Consider the following 16,080-nt stretch of genomic DNA (forward strand, 5'->3'; position numbering starts at 1 on the left):
TTTTGCTGAAGGGATCCCTTCGGCCTAAGGGAGCGCGCATGCTTGCCGCGCTCCGCCATGTCCACTGCTGGATCTTCGATCTCGATAACAGCCTCTACCCGGCCTCGGCAAATCTGTTCGAGCTGATCGATATCCGCATGGGCGAGTATATCCAGCGCCTGCTGGCCTGCGATCCGGTCGAGGCGCGGCGGGTGCAGAAAAGCTATTTCCACGAACATGGCACCACCCTCGCCGGCCTGATGGCGGCGCACGGCGTCGACCCGCACGACTTCCTCGCCTATGTCCACGACATCGACCTGGCTCGCATCTCCGCCGATCCGGCCCTGGTCGCCGCGCTCGATCGCCTGCCCGGGCGCAAGTTCGTCTTCACCAATGGCGACGAGGCTTATGCCAGCCGCGTGCTAGATAAGCTCGGGCTCGCCAATGCGTTCGATGGCCTGCACGACATCCACGCAATGGATTATGTGCCCAAGCCCAATCCCAATGCCTATGCGGCGATGTGCGCCCGCCACGGCATCGATCCGAGCAGGGCCCTGTTCGTCGAGGACATGGCGCGTAACCTTGAGCCTGCCAAGGCGCTCGGGATGACGACGGTCTGGGTGGACAATGGCTCGGAGCGCGGCGGCCACGGCGCCGATCCCTCCTTTATCGACTACCGGATCGGGGATATCGGCAGCTGGCTTACAGAAATTTTGGGGAAAGACGCATGACCGAAGCGCTGCAGGCCACGATCGAACAGGCCTGGGAAGACCGCGACTCCATTGGCACCGAGACCAAAGGCCCGGTGCGCCAGGCGGTGGACGCGGCGCTGGCGGCGCTGGACTCGGGCGCGGCGCGGGTCGCCGAGAAGGGTGCGGACGGCTGGCGCGTCAATCAGTGGCTGAAGAAAGCGGTGCTGCTTTCCTTCCGTCTCAATCCGATGGAGCCCATTTCCGGCGCGCCGGGCGCCGCTCATTGGTGGGACAAGGTGCCCTCCAAGTTCAGCGGCTGGGACGCGGCCGACTTCACCGCGGCCGGTTTTCGCGCGGTCCCCGGCGCCATCGTCCGCCGCGGCGCCTTCATCGGCAAGGGCGCGGTGCTGATGCCGAGCTTCGTCAATATCGGCGCCTATGTCGGCGAAGGGACGATGGTCGACACCTGGGCGACGGTCGGCAGCTGCGCCCAGATCGGCGCCAACGTCCATATCTCCGGCGGCGCCGGCATCGGCGGTGTGCTCGAGCCGCTCCAGGCCGGCCCCGTCGTCATCGAGGACAATTGTTTCATCGGCGCCCGCTCCGAGGTTGCAGAAGGCGTGATTGTCGAAGAGGGCGCGGTCCTCTCCATGGGCGTTTTCCTTGGCGCCTCCACCAAGATCGTCGACCGCGAGAGCGGGGAGATCTTTATGGGGCGCGTCCCGGCTTATTCGGTCGTCGTTCCCGGCGCCCTGCCGCCGAAGGACGGCAAGGGTCCAAGCCTCGCCTGCGCCGTCATCGTCAAGCGGGTGGATGCCAAGACGCGCTCGAAAACCAGCATCAATGAGCTGCTGAGGGACTGACTGGCAGAACCATAAGCCTGCCTTATCGCTTTCACCGCAGCTTTCGTGACGCATTCGGGCGGGAAGGCCCTATGTCGGCGTCATGAGCACGCTTCCCAGATCGATGAGCGGGCAGGACTGGACGATCCTGCTGTTCCTCTCCTTCCTCTGGGGCGCGTCGTTCCTGTTCATCGAGATTGCGGTGGAGACGGTGCCGCCGCTCACCTTCGTGCTGATTCGGGTCGCGATCGCGGCTGCCGCCTTGTGGCTGTATCTGCTCGCACGGGGGCAGAAGCTGCCGCTGCCGCCAGGCGCGCTTTTGGCCTTTCTGGTCATCGCCCTGCTCAACAATGTCTTGCCCTTCATCCTCTTTGCCTGGGCGCAGAAGACGATCACCGCCGGACTCGGCTCGATCCTCAACGCGATGACGCCGGTCTGGGGGGTCATCGTCGCCCATCTTTGGACCCGGGACGAAAGGATGACCCCGGCCAAGGTGGTTGGCGTGCTGCTGGGCTTCGGCGGCGTGTCGGTGCTGATCGGAGTCGACCTGCTCGGCGAGATCGGCACGCGCGTCTGGGCGCAGCTCGCCTGCCTCGCTGCCACCCTCTGCTATGCGCTGGCCGGCGTCTACGGCCGTCGTTTCAGCACCATGGGAATTCCGCCGGCGGCGGTATCGACCGGGCAGTTCACGGCCGCGGCCCTCATCATGCTGCCGCTGGTGCTGCTGTTCGAGCCGCTCTCGCAGACCGCCGCTCCGCCCGCTGAAGCCTGGGCCGCGATGGTCGCGCTCGCCCTCTTCTGCACCAGCTTCGCCTACATCCTCTACTTCCGCCTGATCGCCTCGGCCGGCGCGACCAATGCGCTGCTCGTCACCTTCCTCATTCCGATCAGCGCCATTCTCCTGGGTGCGCTGTTCCTCGGTGAGATGCTGGAGCCGCGCCACTTCGCCGGCATGGCGCTGATCGGCTTAGGCCTCGCGGCCATCGATGGGCGCCTGTTGCGGCCGAGGCAGCTCAGTCCGGCAGAGTGAGTGCGCCGTCCTCGGCGATCGGAAAGCCGGGATTCCAGGCGATTTCCCAGGCATGGCCGTCCGGATCGGCGGCATAGGCGCCATAGCCGCCCCAGGCTTTCTCCTCCGGCCGCTTCAACACCGTCCCGCCCGCTCTCTCCATGAGCGCGACGACGGCATCGACCTCGCCCCGCTCCCGAACATTATGGGCGAGGCTGATGCCCCGAAAATCGGCCGAGGCGCGGACAGCAAGGCCGGCGTCCTCGGCCAGGTCGGGATCGGGAAAGAGCGAGAGGGCGATCGGCCCCAGCTGGAAGAAGGCCACGCCCTCGGCCGCCGTCACGGAGCGTTTCCAACCCAAGGCCTCGTAGAAGGCGATCGACCGCGCGAGATCGGCCACGCCCAGGGTGACGAGGCTGAGCCGCCGCTCCATCAGCCGGCTTCCTTGAGCAGCCCCGCGGTGCGCTCGCCGGTCCAGTCGGCGAGCCCGGTCATCCGCCAGACTTCCTTGCCCTCGGCGTCGTAGAGGATGGTGGTCGGTAGGGTGTCGACCTTCAGCTCCATCATCAGCGCCATCTCCGGATCGAGATAGGATTCGATCTTCGAGAACCGGCCCTGCTCGAAAAAGGCTTCCACCTTGTCGCGGCCGTCCAGATCCTGACTGACGGTGAGGACCTTGAGGGTCTCGTCTTGAGCGGCGAGGGCGTCGAGGGTCGGCATCTCCTGGATGCAGGGCGCGCACCATGTCGCCCAGAGATTGACCAGCAGCGGCTTGCCGCGGAAGTCGGCGAGCGTCGCCGGTTCCCCTTCCGGATCTTGGAAGGCAGCGCCCGGCGCGGGCGTGCCGGCGTGGGAGCGATCGAGACGCCCGGTAGGCTGGCTCGCGGCCGTGCGCGGGCCGGCCCATTCGCTGGGCGCGCCGCCGCCTTGCGGGGCATCCGCCTTTTGCCTATCGCAGCCGACCAGAACGAGGCCGAGCATGAGGCCGGGGAGAAGAGCTATCAGCCGCACGGGAAACTCCAACAGCATGTGGGGCGGCCGTTTCGCCGAAGGCCCCTCCGCATTGATGCGGGAGATAAATGCCTCGATCGGCTTCGACAAGCGCCTATGGCGCCAGGACCTCCGCGCGTCCAAGGCGCATGTCGCGATGCTGGGGGCGCAAGGCATCGTCTCCAAGGAGGACGCGGCCGCCATCAGCGACGGCCTCGATCGTATCGCCGCCGAATATGAGGCCAAGGGCGTGCCGGAGGATGCCGCCCTCGAAGACATCCACATGCATGTCGAGCATCGCCTCGCCGAGCTTATCGGCCCGGCGGCGGGGCGGCTTCACACCGCCCGCTCTCGCAACGACCAGGTGGCGACGGACTTCCGGCTCTGGGTCCGTGACGCGCTGGACGAAGTCGATGCCGGTCTTGCCGCGCTGCAGCGCGCGCTGGTCCGCCGCGCCGAGGAGCAGGCGGAAACGGTGATGCCCGGCTTCACCCATCTTCAGGTCGCCCAGCCGGTGACGCTCGGCCACCATCTCATGGCCTGGTACGAGATGCTGCGCCGCGACCGGTCGCGTTTCGCCGACGCGCGGGCGCGGCTCAACCAATGTCCGCTCGGCGCGGCCGCGCTCGCCGGGACGAGCTTTCCGATCGACCGGCACGCGACCGCTGCGGCGCTGGGCTTCGACCGTCCCACCGCCAACTCCCTCGACAGCGTCTCCGACCGCGACTTCGCGCTCGATTATCTGATGGCCGCCACCCAGTGCGCGCTGCACCTTTCGCGCATGGCCGAGGAATTCGTCATCTGGGCGAGCCAGCCCTACGGTTTCATTACCCTGCCCGACGCCTACTCCACCGGCTCCTCGATCATGCCCCAGAAGCGCAATCCCGACGCGGCCGAGCTGGTGCGCGGCCATTCGGGACGAATCGCCGGCGCCATGACGTCACTCGTCATGACGATGAAGGGCCTGCCGCTCGCCTATTCGAAAGACATGCAGGACGACAAGCCGCCCGTCTTCGAGGCGCACGACCTCCTCGCCCTCTCCATCGCGGCGATGGCCGGCATGGTCGAGACGACGACCTTCAATGCCGATCGCATGCGCGCCGCCGCCGAGACCGGCCATTCGACGGCCACCGATCTCGCCGACTGGCTGGTGCGCGTCGCCGGCATCCCCTTCCGCGAGGCGCACCACGTCACCGGCCGCGTGGTCCGCCTCGCCGACGAACAGGCGGTGGCGCTCTGGGAACTGCCCCTTGAGGCCCTGCAGGCCATCGATCCCCGCATCGACGCGTCGGTTTTCGATGTCCTCTCGCTCGACGCTTCTGTTAAAAGCCGGACGAGCCATGGCGGCACCGCTCCACAAGCGGTGCGCGAGCGGATCAGGGAGGCGAAGGCGGCGCTGGAGATGGACGAATGAGGCTTTTGATCCTGAGCGCGGGTCTGCTCCTGCTCGCCGCCTGCGGCGATCGCCAGCCGCTCCGCCCGGCCCCCGGCGAGAGCATGCCACCGCCCCCCGCCCAGGCATCGGCGCCGCCGACCACCGAGGAACTATTGACGCCGCCACCCATTGCGCGACCCGAGCGGGTGGACGAACTCCTGCGGCGCTCCGAGGAGCGCGAGGACGATCGCTTCGACCTGCCGCCGCAATAAATTCCTTCATCGGGAGACAGAATGAAACCCGTCCGCAAGGCAGTTTTCCCCGTCGCGGGCCTCGGCACCCGCTTCCTCCCCGCCACCAAGGCATTCGCCAAGGAAATGCTGCCGGTCGTCGACAAGCCGCTCATCCAATATGCGGTCGACGAGGCGCGCGAGGCGGGGATCGAGCAGATGATCTTCGTCACCGGGCGGGGCAAAGGTGCGCTCGAGGACTATTTCGACATTGCCTACGAGCTCGAGACGACGATGCGCGAGCGCGGCAAATCGCTGGCGCCGCTGGAGCCGACGCGGCTCCCCGCCGGCGCCGTCGCCTCGGTCCGCCAGCAGGAGCCACTCGGGCTCGGCCACGCCGTGTGGTGCGCGCGGGACATCGTCGGCGACGAGCCTTTTGCCGTCCTTCTCCCCGACGACCTGATGTGGGGAAAGCCCGGCTGCCTCGCGCAGATGGTCGCGGCTTACGAAAATGTCGGCGGCAACATCATCTGCGCGATGGACGTGCCCCGCGAGAAGACGTCCAGCTACGGCATCATCACGCCCGGCGCGGTGGACGGGGCGTTGACCGAGGTAAAAGGCCTGGTCGAGAAGCCCCGGCCCGAGGAAGCGCCCTCGACCCTCGGCGTCGTCGGCCGCTACATCCTGCAGCCCGAGGTGATGCGCATCCTCGATACGCAGGAGAAGGGCGCGGGCGGCGAAATCCAGCTGACCGACGCCATGGCGGCCTTGATCGGAGAGCAGCCCTTCCACGGCCTCACCGTCGACGCCGTCCGCTACGATTGCGGCGACAAGGCCGGCTTCATCACCGCCAACATCGCCCTCGCCCTGGAGCGCGATGATGTCGGTCCGGCCGTGCGCGCGTTCGTCGCCGATCTGAAATGACCTGCGTCGGCCGTCTCGTTGGCGACGGTCCACTGAGGCCTATCGGCCCGGGCGAGGCGGTCGACTATCACGGGCCCGGCTTCGTCTGGGTTCATGTCGACGGCATGGCGCCGAGTGACCTGGAAGCGCTCCGCGCCTATGACGACATGCCGCTCATCGCAGGCAACGCCCTTGTCGCCAGCGAGACGCGCCCCCGCTGCGACCGGATCGACGATGGCGCCATCGTCAATTTGCGCGGCGACGCCGCCCGGAAGGGCGAGGTCGCGGACCGGCTGGTGTCGATGCGATTCTGGCTGCGCTCCGGCCGCGTCAATTCGGTAACCCGCCGTCCGCTCGCTGCCATGGGCCCGGTGCTGCAGCTGGCGGAGGAGGGAAAGATCATCGATCCGGGCGATCTTATCGCCGCCTTCGCCAACGCCATCTCGAAGGAGCTCGACCCGCAGGTCGCGGATCTCGGCGACAGGCTCGACGACTGCGAAACCGAACTGGAGCCGCACAACATCTATCGGCTGCGACGGGTCATTGCCGCCATCCGCTCCGAGGCGATTGCCTTCCGGCGCTTCGTCGCGCCGGATCGCGACGCGCTATCGATCCTCTCGGGCCTGGAGGTGGACTGGCTCGCCGATGAGGACCGGCTCCACATCCGCGAGGCCGCCGATCGCTTCGCGCGCATGGCCGAGGAGTTGGAGGCGGTGCGGGAGCGTGCCGCCTTGCTGCACGAGCACCTGATCGACATGCGCGCCGAACAGATTGACGGCCGCGCGCTCCTCATCTCGATCGTCGCGCTCATCTTCCTGCCTCTGACATTCATCACCGGCCTCCTCGGCATGAACGTCCGCGGAATACCCTATGCCGACGAGCCCTGGGCTTTCTGGGGCGTCACGGGCTTCTGCATCGCCGTGGCGCTCGCCATCGCCGGCTGGTTCGCGAGGTTGCACTGGCTGAGGCGCTAGACTGCTTCCTGTGCGGGCGCCCGCTCGGCCGGCGGGTCGAGTGGCATCATCCCGTCCCCAAGAGCCGCGGCGGCCGCGAGACGGTGCCCATCCACCCGATCTGCCACCGCACGATCCACGCCGTCATCGACAACAAGGATCTGGAGCGGGACTACGCCACGCCCGCTGCACTCAAGGCGCATCCGGACATCGCAAAGTTCCTGGAATGGGTGCGGAACAAGCCGCCCGACTTCCACGCACCGACGCGGAGGCGCCGTTAATTACGCTGCGAGATTCCGCAGGGGCGGATCACGCCTCCAGCTCGATGTCCCAATAGAGATAGTCCCGCCAGCTATCGTGCAGATAGTTGGGCGGGAAGCTGCGGCCATGATCCTGGAGCTGCCAGCTGGTCGGCCGGATCGGGCGGCGGTTGAGGTTCATATGCGCCTCGGCCGGCGTGCGCCCGCCCTTCCTGAGATTGCAGGGCGCGCAGGCGGCGACGACATTCTCCCAGGTCGTCCGCCCGCCCTGGGCGCGCGGGATGACATGGTCGAAGGTGAGCTCCCTCGGATCCCCGCAATATTGGCAGACGAAGCGGTCGCGCAGGAACAGGTTGAAACGGGTGAAGGCCGGATGCTCGGACGGCTTCACATATTGGCGGAGCGCTATAACGCTCGGGATCTGCATCGTCCGGGTCGGGCTGTGCACCTCGCGCGCATAGCTGGCGACGATGTCGACCCGTTCCAAAAAGACCGCCTTGACGGCGGTCTGCCAGGGCCACAGGCTCAAAGGGTAGTAGCTGAGCGGGGTATAGTCCGCGTTCAGCACCAGCGCGGGGCAACTGTCCGGATGCCGAAGGAGATCGGGGTGATACATGGACCGGCGCAGGCTCCCGTTTCGTGGGAAGAATTCCCCGAAACCGCCGCCCCGACCCTGTCGCACTCAACGCCGGAGAGTGGGGCTCGCGGAGCCTTCTTCTCCTGGTTCGGTCACGCTCTTGGCTGCGTTGCGTGACGGCGTCATGACAACATCAGTCGAGACTCGCGGTCAAGAGCCGATTTCATGAAAAATATCGTCACTCGGTTCGCTCCCTCGCCTACCGGGCGCCTGCACCTCGGCCATGCCTTTTCGGCGCTGCTCGCCCATGATTATGCCCGGCAGCACGACGGAACCTTCCTGCTCCGGATCGAGGACATCGATCTGGGGCGCAAGCGACCCGAATTCGTCGACGGCATCATCGAGGACCTAATCTGGCTCGGCCTCGAGCCCGACGGCGAGATCGTCTATCAGTCCGAGCGCTTCCCCCTCTATCGGGACGCGCTCAGCCGGCTGAAGGATCGGGGGCTTGCCTATCCCTGCTTCTGCACCCGGTCCGACATCGCCCAGGAGATTGCCGCAAGCGCCGAAGCGCCGCACGGCCCCGACGGCCCCCTCTATCCCGGCACCTGCCGAACCCTGGCGCCCGATCAGGCTGCGCGGCGTCTGGAGGCGGAGCCTCACGCCTGGCGGCTCGACGTGGCCCGGGCCGCGGCGATGGCCGGTTCGCTCTACTGGGAGGATGATCATACCGAAGTGCAGGCAGAGCCGGAGCGGTTCGGCGACGTCGTCCTCGCCCGCAAGGACGCGCCGACCAGCTATCATCTCGCCGTCACGGTGGATGATGCCGACCAGGGCGTCACCGACGTGGTACGCGGCCGCGACCTCTTCGCCGCCACCGACATCCATCGCCTGCTGCAGGCGCTGCTGGAGCTGCCTACGCCGCGCTATCGCCACCATCCCCTGCTGACGGACGCGTCAGGTCAGCGCCTGGCAAAAAGGCACGGCGCACGCACCTTGGCGGACCTTCGCGCATCGGGGGCCGACCCGGCCGAGCTGGTCGCCAATCTGCGCGCCGGCACATTGCCGGCTGGATATTCCGCCGCCGAAGCGTAGAGAGGCCCCATGCAGACCCTTCTCATCATCCTCATCGTGCTCGCGGCCGGCGCGACCCTGTTCGTGCTCGTCAAGGGCGTCATCGGCATGGCCCAGGGCAGGGACATCACCGGTCAGCGCAGCCAGGAGCTGATGCGCAAGCGCGTCATGTTCCAGGCCCTGGCGATCATCCTCGTCATCCTGCTGCTGGTCTTCGCCGGCACCGGCGGGAAATAGCGCGCTGGTCAAGCTCAACAAGATCTACACCCGCACCGGCGATGCCGGCGAGGCGGGTCTTGTCGACGGCTCGCGCGTGTCCAAGGCCGATCCGCGCATGGGTGCGATCGGCGAGGTCGACGAGGCCAATTGCGTGATCGGCGTGGCCCTGCTGCACCTGGCCGATGAACGTCATCGCGCGATGCTGTCGAACATCCAGAACGAGCTGTTCGATCTCGGTGCCGATCTTGCCACCCCGGGCAAGGATTTCGCCCCTACCGAGATGACGCTCCGCATCGTCCAGGACCAGATCGACCGGCTGGAGCGCGAGATCGACGCGATGAATGGCGAGCTGGAACCGCTCCGCAGCTTCATCCTGCCCGGCGGCGGCGCGGGCGCGGCGCATCTCCATCTCGCCCGCGGCGTCGTCCGCCGTGCCGAGAGAGCGGCGGTCGCGGCGGCGGCTGCCGTGCCGCTCAATCCTCTGGCGCTCGCCTATATCAACCGCCTCTCGGACCATCTGTTCGTGCTGGCCCGGCTGGTCGCGAAGGCGGAGGGTGGCGACGTCCTGTGGAAACCCGGAGCCACTCGGCAATTATAGCCTCTGTGCGTTTCGCGGCGCGGGCAGTTCCTGTAAATGAGATCGCGGAGGACAGGATGGCGACACAGACACGGCTGCGTCAGCGAGCCGGCCTCGCAGCCCGTTTCCAAGCCGCGCGGGCGCTGAGCCGCGCCATCGCCGCGCCCCTTTCCGACGCCGACGCCACCCTTCAACCGCACCCGGATGCTTCGCCCGCCAAATGGCATCTGGCGCACACGACCTGGTTTTTCGAAACCTTCGTGCTGCGCGACCACATTGCCGGCTACCGCCTCTACAACGAGCGCTGGCCCTTCCTTTTCAACAGCTATTATGAGGGGGAAGGCGCGCGCCACGCCCGGCCCCGGCGCGGCATGCTGAGCCGCCCGTCGCTGGGCGAACTGCTCGGCTGGCGCGATCATGTCGACGCGACCCTGGACGCGGCGCTGCCGGCGCTTTCGCCCCGCGCGCTCGAGCTCGTCGAGCTCGGCCTCAACCATGAGCAGCAGCACCAGGAGCTGATGCTCACCGACATGCTCGCCGCCCTCGCTGAAAATCCGCTGCTCCCGGCGGCGTGGGAAAGGAAGCCCTCGTCACCCGCGCCGCTCCCGGGGCCGGTCCGCTGGATCGAAGGACGAAGCGGCGCCGTGCCAATCGGCCATGGCGGCGACGGCTTCGCCTTCGATTGCGAAACGCCCCGGCATGAGCTGTTGCTCTATCCCCACGCGCTGGCCGATCGGCTGGTGACCAATGGCGAGTGGCTCCAATTCATCGAGGCGGGCGGCTATACCAAGCCCGCGCACTGGCTTTCCGACGGCTGGGCGTGGGTGCAGGACAATCGGGTCGAGGCGCCGCTCTACTGGCGTCTCACCGACGAAGGGTGGATGCGCTTTGGCCTCGATGGGCTTCGGGGCGTCAATCCTGCCGAGCCGGTCTGCCACATCAGCTATTATGAGGCCGACGCCTTTGCCCGCTGGGCCGGCGCGCGCCTGCCGACGGAGGCGGAGTGGGAGGCGGCGGCGAGCGAGGCGGATCCTGCTGCCGGCAGTCAGCTCGACGCGGCGGCGCCGGTGCGCCCGCTCGGCGGGTCAGGCCTGTTCGGCGACGTCTGGCAATGGACAATGAGCGCCTTTCTTCCCTATCCCGGCTTTCGCCCCGCCGAGGGCACGGTCGGCGAATATAATGGCAAGTTCATGAGCGGGCAGATGGTGCTGAAGGGCGCCAGCTGCGCGACGCCGCGCGGCCACAGCCGCGCCAGCTACCGCAACTTCTTCTACCCCCATCAGCGATGGCAGTTCACGGGACTGCGCCTGGCGAAGGATCTTTGATGAGCGCCGATCCCGCCTTCCGCGCCGACGTCCTCGCCGGCCTCGCCGCAGCCATCCCGGCGATCCCCGCCCGCTGGCTCTACGACCGGCGCGGGTCCGAGCTGTTCGAGAGGATCACCAAGCTTCCCGAATATTACCCCACCCGCATCGAACGGTCTCTGATCGAGCGTCATTGCCGCCAAGTCGCTCGAATCGCGGGCCAGGGCGATGCGGTGGTCGAGTTCGGCTCCGGCTCCTCGACCAAGACGCCGATCCTGCTGGAGGCGGTCGACCCTGCCGCCTATGTTCCCATCGACATATCGGGAGCCTTCCTCCGCGATTCCGCCGCCGCGCTGCAGCAGCGTTTCCCGGCCCTTCCCATCTATCCTGTGGAAGGCGACTTCATGAAACCGATCGCGCTTCCCGCCGAGATCGCCGGGATGGACAAGCTTGGCTTCTTCCCCGGCTCGACGATCGGCAACATGGTGCCCCGCACCGCCGTGGACCTGCTGCGGGTGATGAAGGAGACGCTCGGCGCGGGCGCCTATCTCCTCATCGGCATGGATCGCCTGAAGGACGTCGACGTCCTCATCCGCGCCTATGACGATGCGGCGGGCGTCACGGCCGAGTTCAATCTGAACCTCCTCCACCGCATCAACGCGGAGCTGAACGGCACCGTCCCCGTCGACGCCTTTCGCCACCGCGCAATCTGGAACGACCGGGCCGCCCGCATCGAAATGCATCTGGAGGCGGTACGCGACGTGGAGTTCACGGTCGACGGCCAGCCCTTCGCCTTCAGGGCCGGCGACACCATCCACACCGAGAACAGCCACAAATACGGCCTGCGCGACTCCCGCCTCCTCCTACGCGCCGCCGGCTGGGGCGTGGTGGAGGAATGGACCGACGAAGCCGACCAGTTCGCCCTTATCCTGGCCGTCGCCGAAGCGCCGAGGTTCGCGCCTTAGTCGTTTTTCACGACCTCGCCGCCCTTGATCACCACGTCGACATCCTCGAGCTCGCGGATATTGGCCAGCGGATCGCCGTCGACGGCGATGATGTCGCCATAGCGGCCGACGGCGATGGCGCCGACGTCGCCGGTCCGCCCCAGCGCCTGCGCTGCGCTGGTGGTCGCCGCCTGGATCGCCTCCATCGGGGTCATTCCATATTCGGTCATCACCCGGAACTGCCCTGCGGCGGTGCCGTGCGGCATCACGCCGGCGTCGGTCGCAAAGACGATCTTCGCCCCCGCCGCGTGCGCCTTGCGGAAATTGTCGCGCTGGATCTGGGCGATCTCGCGGTCCTTGCGGAGATTATCCTCCATGACGCCATTCCGGGCGCCCTCGGCCTGGGTATATTCGGTGTTGAAGATGTCCATCGCCAGCCAGGCGCCATGCTCCTTCGCCAGGCGGATGCCCTCGGCGTCGATCAGCGAGGCATGCTCGATCGTGTCGATTCCGGCCCGGATCGCCGCCTTGATGCCGGCCGCGCCATGGGCGTGGGCGGCGACCTTCAGGCCCCATTGATGCGCCTCGTCGGCGATCGCCCGAAGCTCCTCCTCGGAGAGCTGCTGCTGGCCTGGTTCGGTATTGCGCGAGAAGACGCCGCCGGTGGCGCAGACCTTGATCACCTCGGCGCCATATTTGCGCTGCTCCCGCACTCGCTTCCGCAGTTCCTGCGGCCCGTCGCCCACGGCCTTGCCGACCGCCTCGAAGGAGGGCGGCAAATAGGTCTGGTCGCAGTGCCCGCCGGTTGCCGACAGCGCATGTCCCGCCGGCACGATCCGCGGCCCCTCCATCAGCCCCTCCTCGATCGCCTGCTTGTAGGCGACGTCGGAATAGCCGTCCGCGCCGACATTCCGGATCGTCGTGAAGCCGGCCTGCAGCATGTCGCGCGCATTGCCGACGCCTTGGACGGGCCAGAACAGGTCCGTGAACTGCAGGCTGGAATAGCCGCCATATTCGGGGTTGCTGTCGAGGTGGACGTGCATGTCGATGAGGCCCGGCAGGATCGTCTTGCCCGCCAGATCGATCCGCCTCGCCCCTTCCGGAGTCGCCGCCGCCGCGCCGGTGTCGACCCGCGTGATCCGCCCATCGACGATGGTGATCACCGGCTGCTCGACGACGCGGCCGGCCAGCACGTCGATCATCCGATCGGCGGTGACAAGCACGGTCTCGGCCTCGGCGGCAACTGGAAGCGTGGCGAGCGCCGCCGCGGCAACATATCGAAACATGGTTTTCCCCCGTCATCCCAGCGAAAGCTGGAGTCTCTTTTCACCTTCCGCCCGCCGAGGGAAGAGAGATTCCAATTTCCGCCCGGCGACGGGGCCAACGAGCTTTACTGCGGCGCCTGCTCCAGCAGTTGACGCGCCCGATCCAGATGCCGCTGGATCGGCCCGACCACGCTCGTCGCATGCTGCTGAAGCGCGGGCACCTCGCCGCTCTGGGCATAGCCTCGCGCCATGTCGAGCGCCCTCTGGTGCGCCATCACCTGCTGCTGGAGATAGGTGCGGTCGAACATCGCCGCGTCCGCCGCCCTCAGCGCCTCCATATTGGCCTGCTGCTCCGCGTTCATCTCGGGCGTGACCGTGATCGGCGGCTGCGCCTGCCCAAGCGCGGTCTTGAGGTCGGTCGTCGATTTCTCATGGTCGGTGACGATCATCTCGGCGAGCGCGTCGATGTCGGCATTTTCCGATTTCTCCATCGCCAGCCGCGCGCCTTCGATCTCGTAGAGATCGCTCGCCGCCGCCATGGCCGCATAGTCCTGGCCCGAGGCGGGCACGCCGGCGGCCGGCGCCATGTCGTTCATGGCCATGTCGTTCATCGCCATGTTGTTGCCGTCGTCGATGGCAATGGTATCCGTCGCAATATTTTCGTTGGCCCCGCCGCCACCGTCGCAAGCTCCGAGCGTCAACACGGCCGCGGAGGCCATCAGGATCCGGATTGTCATGCTTCCTCTCCCATCATGGGTACGCGACAACGAGAGAGCATTACCGGCCGTTCCGGCGGGACTGGGTGAAATCGAGGCCGAAAATGGCCCGTTCAGCTTTCCGGTGGCTTTTCCGCCAGTTCCATGAAGCTGCGCGCCGCCCCCCGGTCCGCCTCCTCCTCAAAGGCCACGTCCAGGTCCGGCGCGGCGCCGAACATGTGCAACAGGGCCCATAGGGCAAAGCGGCGGCCGCGGTCCTTCTCCAGTCCCAGATCGACCTGCATCCGTTCGATCCCCGCCGCGAGCGCCGGGGGCGGGACCGAGGAAAGGTCCGCGGTCCCGAAATAGCGGCGCAGCTGGTCGTCGAACTCCACCGCCTCTGCGCCGTCAGTAGTGCAGCGCGCGGCCGTAAGCGTCGAGCACGCTCTCGTGCATCATCTCGCTCAAGGTCGGGTGGGGGAAGACGGTGTGCATCAGGTCTTCCTCGGTCGTCTCGAGCTGGCGCGCGATGGCGTAGCCCTGGATGAGCTCGGTCACTTCCGCGCCAACCATGTGGGCGCCGAGCAGCTCGCCGCTGGTCTCGTCGAATACGGTCTTGATGAAGCCCTCCGCTTCGCCGAGCGCGATCGCCTTGCCATTGCCGATAAAGGGGAACTTGCCCACCTTCACCTTGTGCCCCGCTTCCTTCGCCTTCGCCTCGGTCAGGCCGACGGAGGCGACCTGTGGGCGGGAATAGGTGCAGCCCGGGATGTTCCCGGTCTCGAACGGGTGCGGCTTGTTGCCTGCTATGGCTTCGACGCAGACGACGCCCTCATGGCTCGCCTTGTGGGCCAGCCAGGGCGGGCCGGTGACGTCGCCAATGGCGTAGAGGCCTTCGACATTGGTGCGGGCATAGCCGTCGACGACGATATGGCCGCGCTCCGTCTTCACGCCCAGCGCCTCGAGGCCGATATTCTCGCTGTTGGGCACGATGCCGATGGCGACGATGGCGTGGGAAAAGTCGTCTTGCACGACTTTGCCGTCCTGGCCCTTGATCGACGCCTTCACGCCGGCCTTTGAGGCCTCCAGTTTCTCCACTCCCGCGCCGACATGGATCTTCATGCCCTGCTTGGTAAGCGCCTTGAGCATAAAGGCCGAGACTTCCTCGTCCTCCACCGGCAGGATGCGGTCGAGCATCTCGACGATGGTCACCTCCGCGCCCATGTCCGAATAGAAGCTGGCGAACTCGACCCCGATCGCGCCCGAGCCGATGACGAGCAGCTTGGTCGGCATCTCCTTCGGCACCATCGCATGCCGATAGGTCCAGATCTTGTCCCCATCCGCCTTGGCAAACGGCAGGTCCCGCGCCCGCGCGCCGGTCGCGATGATGATATGCTTGGCGGCCACCTCCGTGGTCTTGCCGTCCTTGACGACGCTCAGCTTGCCTTTGCCCGTGATCTTGCCGTCGCCGTCGACGACAGCGATCTTGTTCTTCTTCATGAGCCCCTTGACGCCCATGTTGAGCTGCCCGGCGACCTTGCGGCTGCGATCGACGATCTTCGCGAGATCGAACCCGGTCTTCTCCGCGCTGAGACCGTAGGCCGACGCATGAGTCAGATAATGGTTGATCTCGGACGTGCGCAGCAGCGCCTTGGTCGGAATGCACCCCCAATTGAGGCAGATACCGCCCAGCTTCTCGCGCTCGACGATGGCGACTTTCATGCCGAGCTGGGAGGCGCGGATCGCCGCCACATAACCCCCGGGCCCGGAGCCGAGAACGATAAGGTCGTAAGTGTCAGGCATGAGATGCTCCATCTGGCCCCTCTCCCCTTGTGGGAGAGGGGTTGGGGAGAGGGGTGCGGCCGTCGCGGCTCGATGCCGCGTCGGACGCTTCGAGCGCAGACAGGATCGCCGTCAGTACACCCTCTTCATTGTTGAAAATGTCGTTGTTCCAGAACCTTAGGATGCGAAAGCCTTCAGACTTCAGCCAGGCGTCGCGGCGCCCGTCCTTCTCCTCGCTATGCTGCCCTCCATCGGCTTCGACGATCAACTTGGCCGCGTGGCAGACGAAGTCCGGCGTGTAGGGACCGATCGGCGGCTGACGCCGGAATTTCCAACCGGCGAGCCGCTTGGCCCGAAGGATTTGCCACAGCCTGTGTTCGGCATCTGTGGGGTGGCTCCGCATATGCTTG

At 66.8% G+C, this 16,080-nt stretch carries 21 protein-coding genes; 13 read left to right on the plus strand and 8 right to left on the minus strand.

The window, feature by feature from the left end:
* Positions 1-38: 38 nt before the first annotated feature.
* The 3 genes from DF286_RS05725 (at position 39) to DF286_RS05735 (ending at position 2,543) form a co-directional block, all read left to right on the plus strand.
* Complete coding sequence (locus DF286_RS05725; RefSeq protein WP_109270556.1) at positions 39-710, plus strand: pyrimidine 5'-nucleotidase; 672 nt, start codon at positions 39-41, stop codon at positions 708-710.
* The gene (gene dapD / locus DF286_RS05730; RefSeq protein WP_109270557.1) at positions 707-1,534 is read left to right on the plus strand and encodes a 2,3,4,5-tetrahydropyridine-2,6-dicarboxylate N-succinyltransferase; all 828 of its coding nucleotides are present in this window, start codon (positions 707-709) and stop codon (positions 1,532-1,534) included. Before DF286_RS05725 ends, dapD begins: the two co-directional genes overlap by 4 nt.
* Before the next feature lie 82 nt (positions 1,535-1,616).
* Positions 1,617-2,543, plus strand: a complete 927-nt coding sequence (locus DF286_RS05735; protein ID WP_109270558.1) for a DMT family transporter — start codon at positions 1,617-1,619, stop codon at positions 2,541-2,543.
* Here DF286_RS05735 and DF286_RS05740 read toward each other — a convergent pair.
* Together DF286_RS05740 and DF286_RS05745 are read right to left on the minus strand one after the other, a co-directional pair.
* On the minus strand, positions 2,527-2,955 hold the full coding sequence (locus tag DF286_RS05740; RefSeq protein WP_109270559.1) for a VOC family protein: 429 nt from the start codon (positions 2,953-2,955) through the stop codon (positions 2,527-2,529). The two genes, DF286_RS05735 and DF286_RS05740, sit on opposite strands and share 17 nt — an antisense overlap.
* Positions 2,955-3,533 carry a TlpA family protein disulfide reductase gene (locus DF286_RS05745; RefSeq protein ID WP_243444733.1) on the minus strand — a complete coding sequence of 193 codons (579 nt, stop codon included), beginning with the start codon at positions 3,531-3,533 and terminating at the stop codon, positions 2,955-2,957. Before DF286_RS05745 ends, DF286_RS05740 begins: the two co-directional genes overlap by 1 nt.
* 16 nt (positions 3,534-3,549) lie before the next feature.
* Between DF286_RS05745 and argH the strand changes: the two genes are divergently transcribed.
* From argH to DF286_RS05770, 5 genes are read left to right on the plus strand one after another with little or no spacing between them, the layout of a single operon-like run.
* On the plus strand, positions 3,550-4,926 hold the full coding sequence (argH, locus tag DF286_RS05750) for an argininosuccinate lyase (protein WP_109270561.1): 1,377 nt from the start codon (positions 3,550-3,552) through the stop codon (positions 4,924-4,926).
* Positions 4,923-5,159: a hypothetical protein gene (locus DF286_RS05755; protein ID WP_109270562.1), complete on the plus strand. Its 237-nt coding sequence runs from the start codon at positions 4,923-4,925 to the stop codon at positions 5,157-5,159. The genes argH and DF286_RS05755 overlap by 4 nt, the downstream gene beginning before the upstream one ends.
* 21 nt (positions 5,160-5,180) lie before the next feature.
* The gene (gene galU, locus DF286_RS05760) at positions 5,181-6,041 is read left to right on the plus strand and encodes a UTP--glucose-1-phosphate uridylyltransferase GalU (RefSeq protein WP_109270563.1); all 861 of its coding nucleotides are present in this window, start codon (positions 5,181-5,183) and stop codon (positions 6,039-6,041) included.
* Positions 6,038-6,994, plus strand: a complete 957-nt coding sequence (locus DF286_RS05765) for a zinc transporter ZntB (protein WP_109270564.1) — start codon at positions 6,038-6,040, stop codon at positions 6,992-6,994. The genes galU and DF286_RS05765 overlap by 4 nt, the downstream gene beginning before the upstream one ends.
* Entirely contained in the window at positions 6,961-7,254 is a 294-nt protein-coding gene (locus tag DF286_RS05770) for an HNH endonuclease (protein ID WP_109270565.1), read from the plus strand. The genes DF286_RS05765 and DF286_RS05770 overlap by 34 nt, the downstream gene beginning before the upstream one ends.
* Before the next feature lie 28 nt (positions 7,255-7,282).
* Here DF286_RS05770 and DF286_RS05775 read toward each other — a convergent pair whose 3' ends face one another.
* A complete protein-coding gene (locus DF286_RS05775) occupies positions 7,283-7,849 on the minus strand; it encodes an HNH endonuclease (RefSeq protein ID WP_109270566.1) in 567 nt (188 codons plus the stop codon).
* 186 nt (positions 7,850-8,035) lie between these two features.
* Between DF286_RS05775 and gluQRS the strand changes: the two genes are divergently transcribed.
* From gluQRS to egtD, 5 genes are read left to right on the plus strand one after another with little or no spacing between them, the layout of a single operon-like run.
* Positions 8,036-8,905 (plus strand): tRNA glutamyl-Q(34) synthetase GluQRS, encoded by an 870-nt coding sequence (gene gluQRS, locus DF286_RS05780; RefSeq protein WP_109270567.1) that lies wholly within the window; start codon positions 8,036-8,038, stop codon positions 8,903-8,905.
* A 9-nt stretch (positions 8,906-8,914) separates the two neighbouring features.
* Positions 8,915-9,121, plus strand: a complete 207-nt coding sequence (locus DF286_RS05785; RefSeq protein WP_109270568.1) for a twin transmembrane helix small protein — start codon at positions 8,915-8,917, stop codon at positions 9,119-9,121.
* A gap of 4 nt (positions 9,122-9,125) precedes the next feature.
* A complete protein-coding gene (locus DF286_RS05790; protein WP_109270569.1) occupies positions 9,126-9,701 on the plus strand; it encodes a cob(I)yrinic acid a,c-diamide adenosyltransferase in 576 nt (191 codons plus the stop codon).
* Between the two features lie 56 nt (positions 9,702-9,757).
* A complete protein-coding gene (gene egtB, locus DF286_RS05795) occupies positions 9,758-11,005 on the plus strand; it encodes an ergothioneine biosynthesis protein EgtB (protein WP_109270570.1) in 1,248 nt (415 codons plus the stop codon).
* On the plus strand, positions 11,005-11,949 hold the full coding sequence (gene egtD / locus DF286_RS05800; protein ID WP_243444734.1) for an L-histidine N(alpha)-methyltransferase: 945 nt from the start codon (positions 11,005-11,007) through the stop codon (positions 11,947-11,949). The genes egtB and egtD overlap by 1 nt, the downstream gene beginning before the upstream one ends.
* On the opposite strand, the gene DF286_RS05805 is transcribed toward egtD, so the two are convergent.
* The 5 genes from DF286_RS05805 to DF286_RS05825 all read right to left on the minus strand — a co-directional run bounded on the left by DF286_RS05805 (position 11,946) and on the right by DF286_RS05825 (position 16,073).
* Positions 11,946-13,214, minus strand: coding sequence for a Xaa-Pro dipeptidase (locus DF286_RS05805; protein WP_109270572.1), 1,269 nt, complete (start codon positions 13,212-13,214; stop codon positions 11,946-11,948). The genes egtD and DF286_RS05805 overlap by 4 nt on opposite strands.
* Before the next feature lie 104 nt (positions 13,215-13,318).
* Positions 13,319-13,930, minus strand: coding sequence for a DUF4142 domain-containing protein (locus tag DF286_RS05810; RefSeq protein WP_109270573.1), 612 nt, complete (start codon positions 13,928-13,930; stop codon positions 13,319-13,321).
* A gap of 92 nt (positions 13,931-14,022) precedes the next feature.
* On the minus strand, positions 14,023-14,283 hold the full coding sequence (locus DF286_RS05815) for a hypothetical protein (protein ID WP_109270574.1): 261 nt from the start codon (positions 14,281-14,283) through the stop codon (positions 14,023-14,025).
* 13 nt (positions 14,284-14,296) lie between these two features.
* Entirely contained in the window at positions 14,297-15,691 is a 1,395-nt protein-coding gene (gene lpdA / locus DF286_RS05820; RefSeq protein ID WP_109270575.1) for a dihydrolipoyl dehydrogenase, read from the minus strand.
* Positions 15,684-16,073, minus strand: a complete 390-nt coding sequence (locus tag DF286_RS05825) for an endonuclease domain-containing protein (protein ID WP_243444735.1) — start codon at positions 16,071-16,073, stop codon at positions 15,684-15,686. The genes lpdA and DF286_RS05825 overlap by 8 nt, the downstream gene beginning before the upstream one ends.
* Positions 16,074-16,080 lie beyond the last annotated feature (7 nt).

The sequence above is a fragment of the Sphingosinicella humi genome, from assembly GCF_003129465.1.
Taxonomy (GTDB): Bacteria; Pseudomonadota; Alphaproteobacteria; order Sphingomonadales; family Sphingomonadaceae; genus Allosphingosinicella; species Allosphingosinicella humi.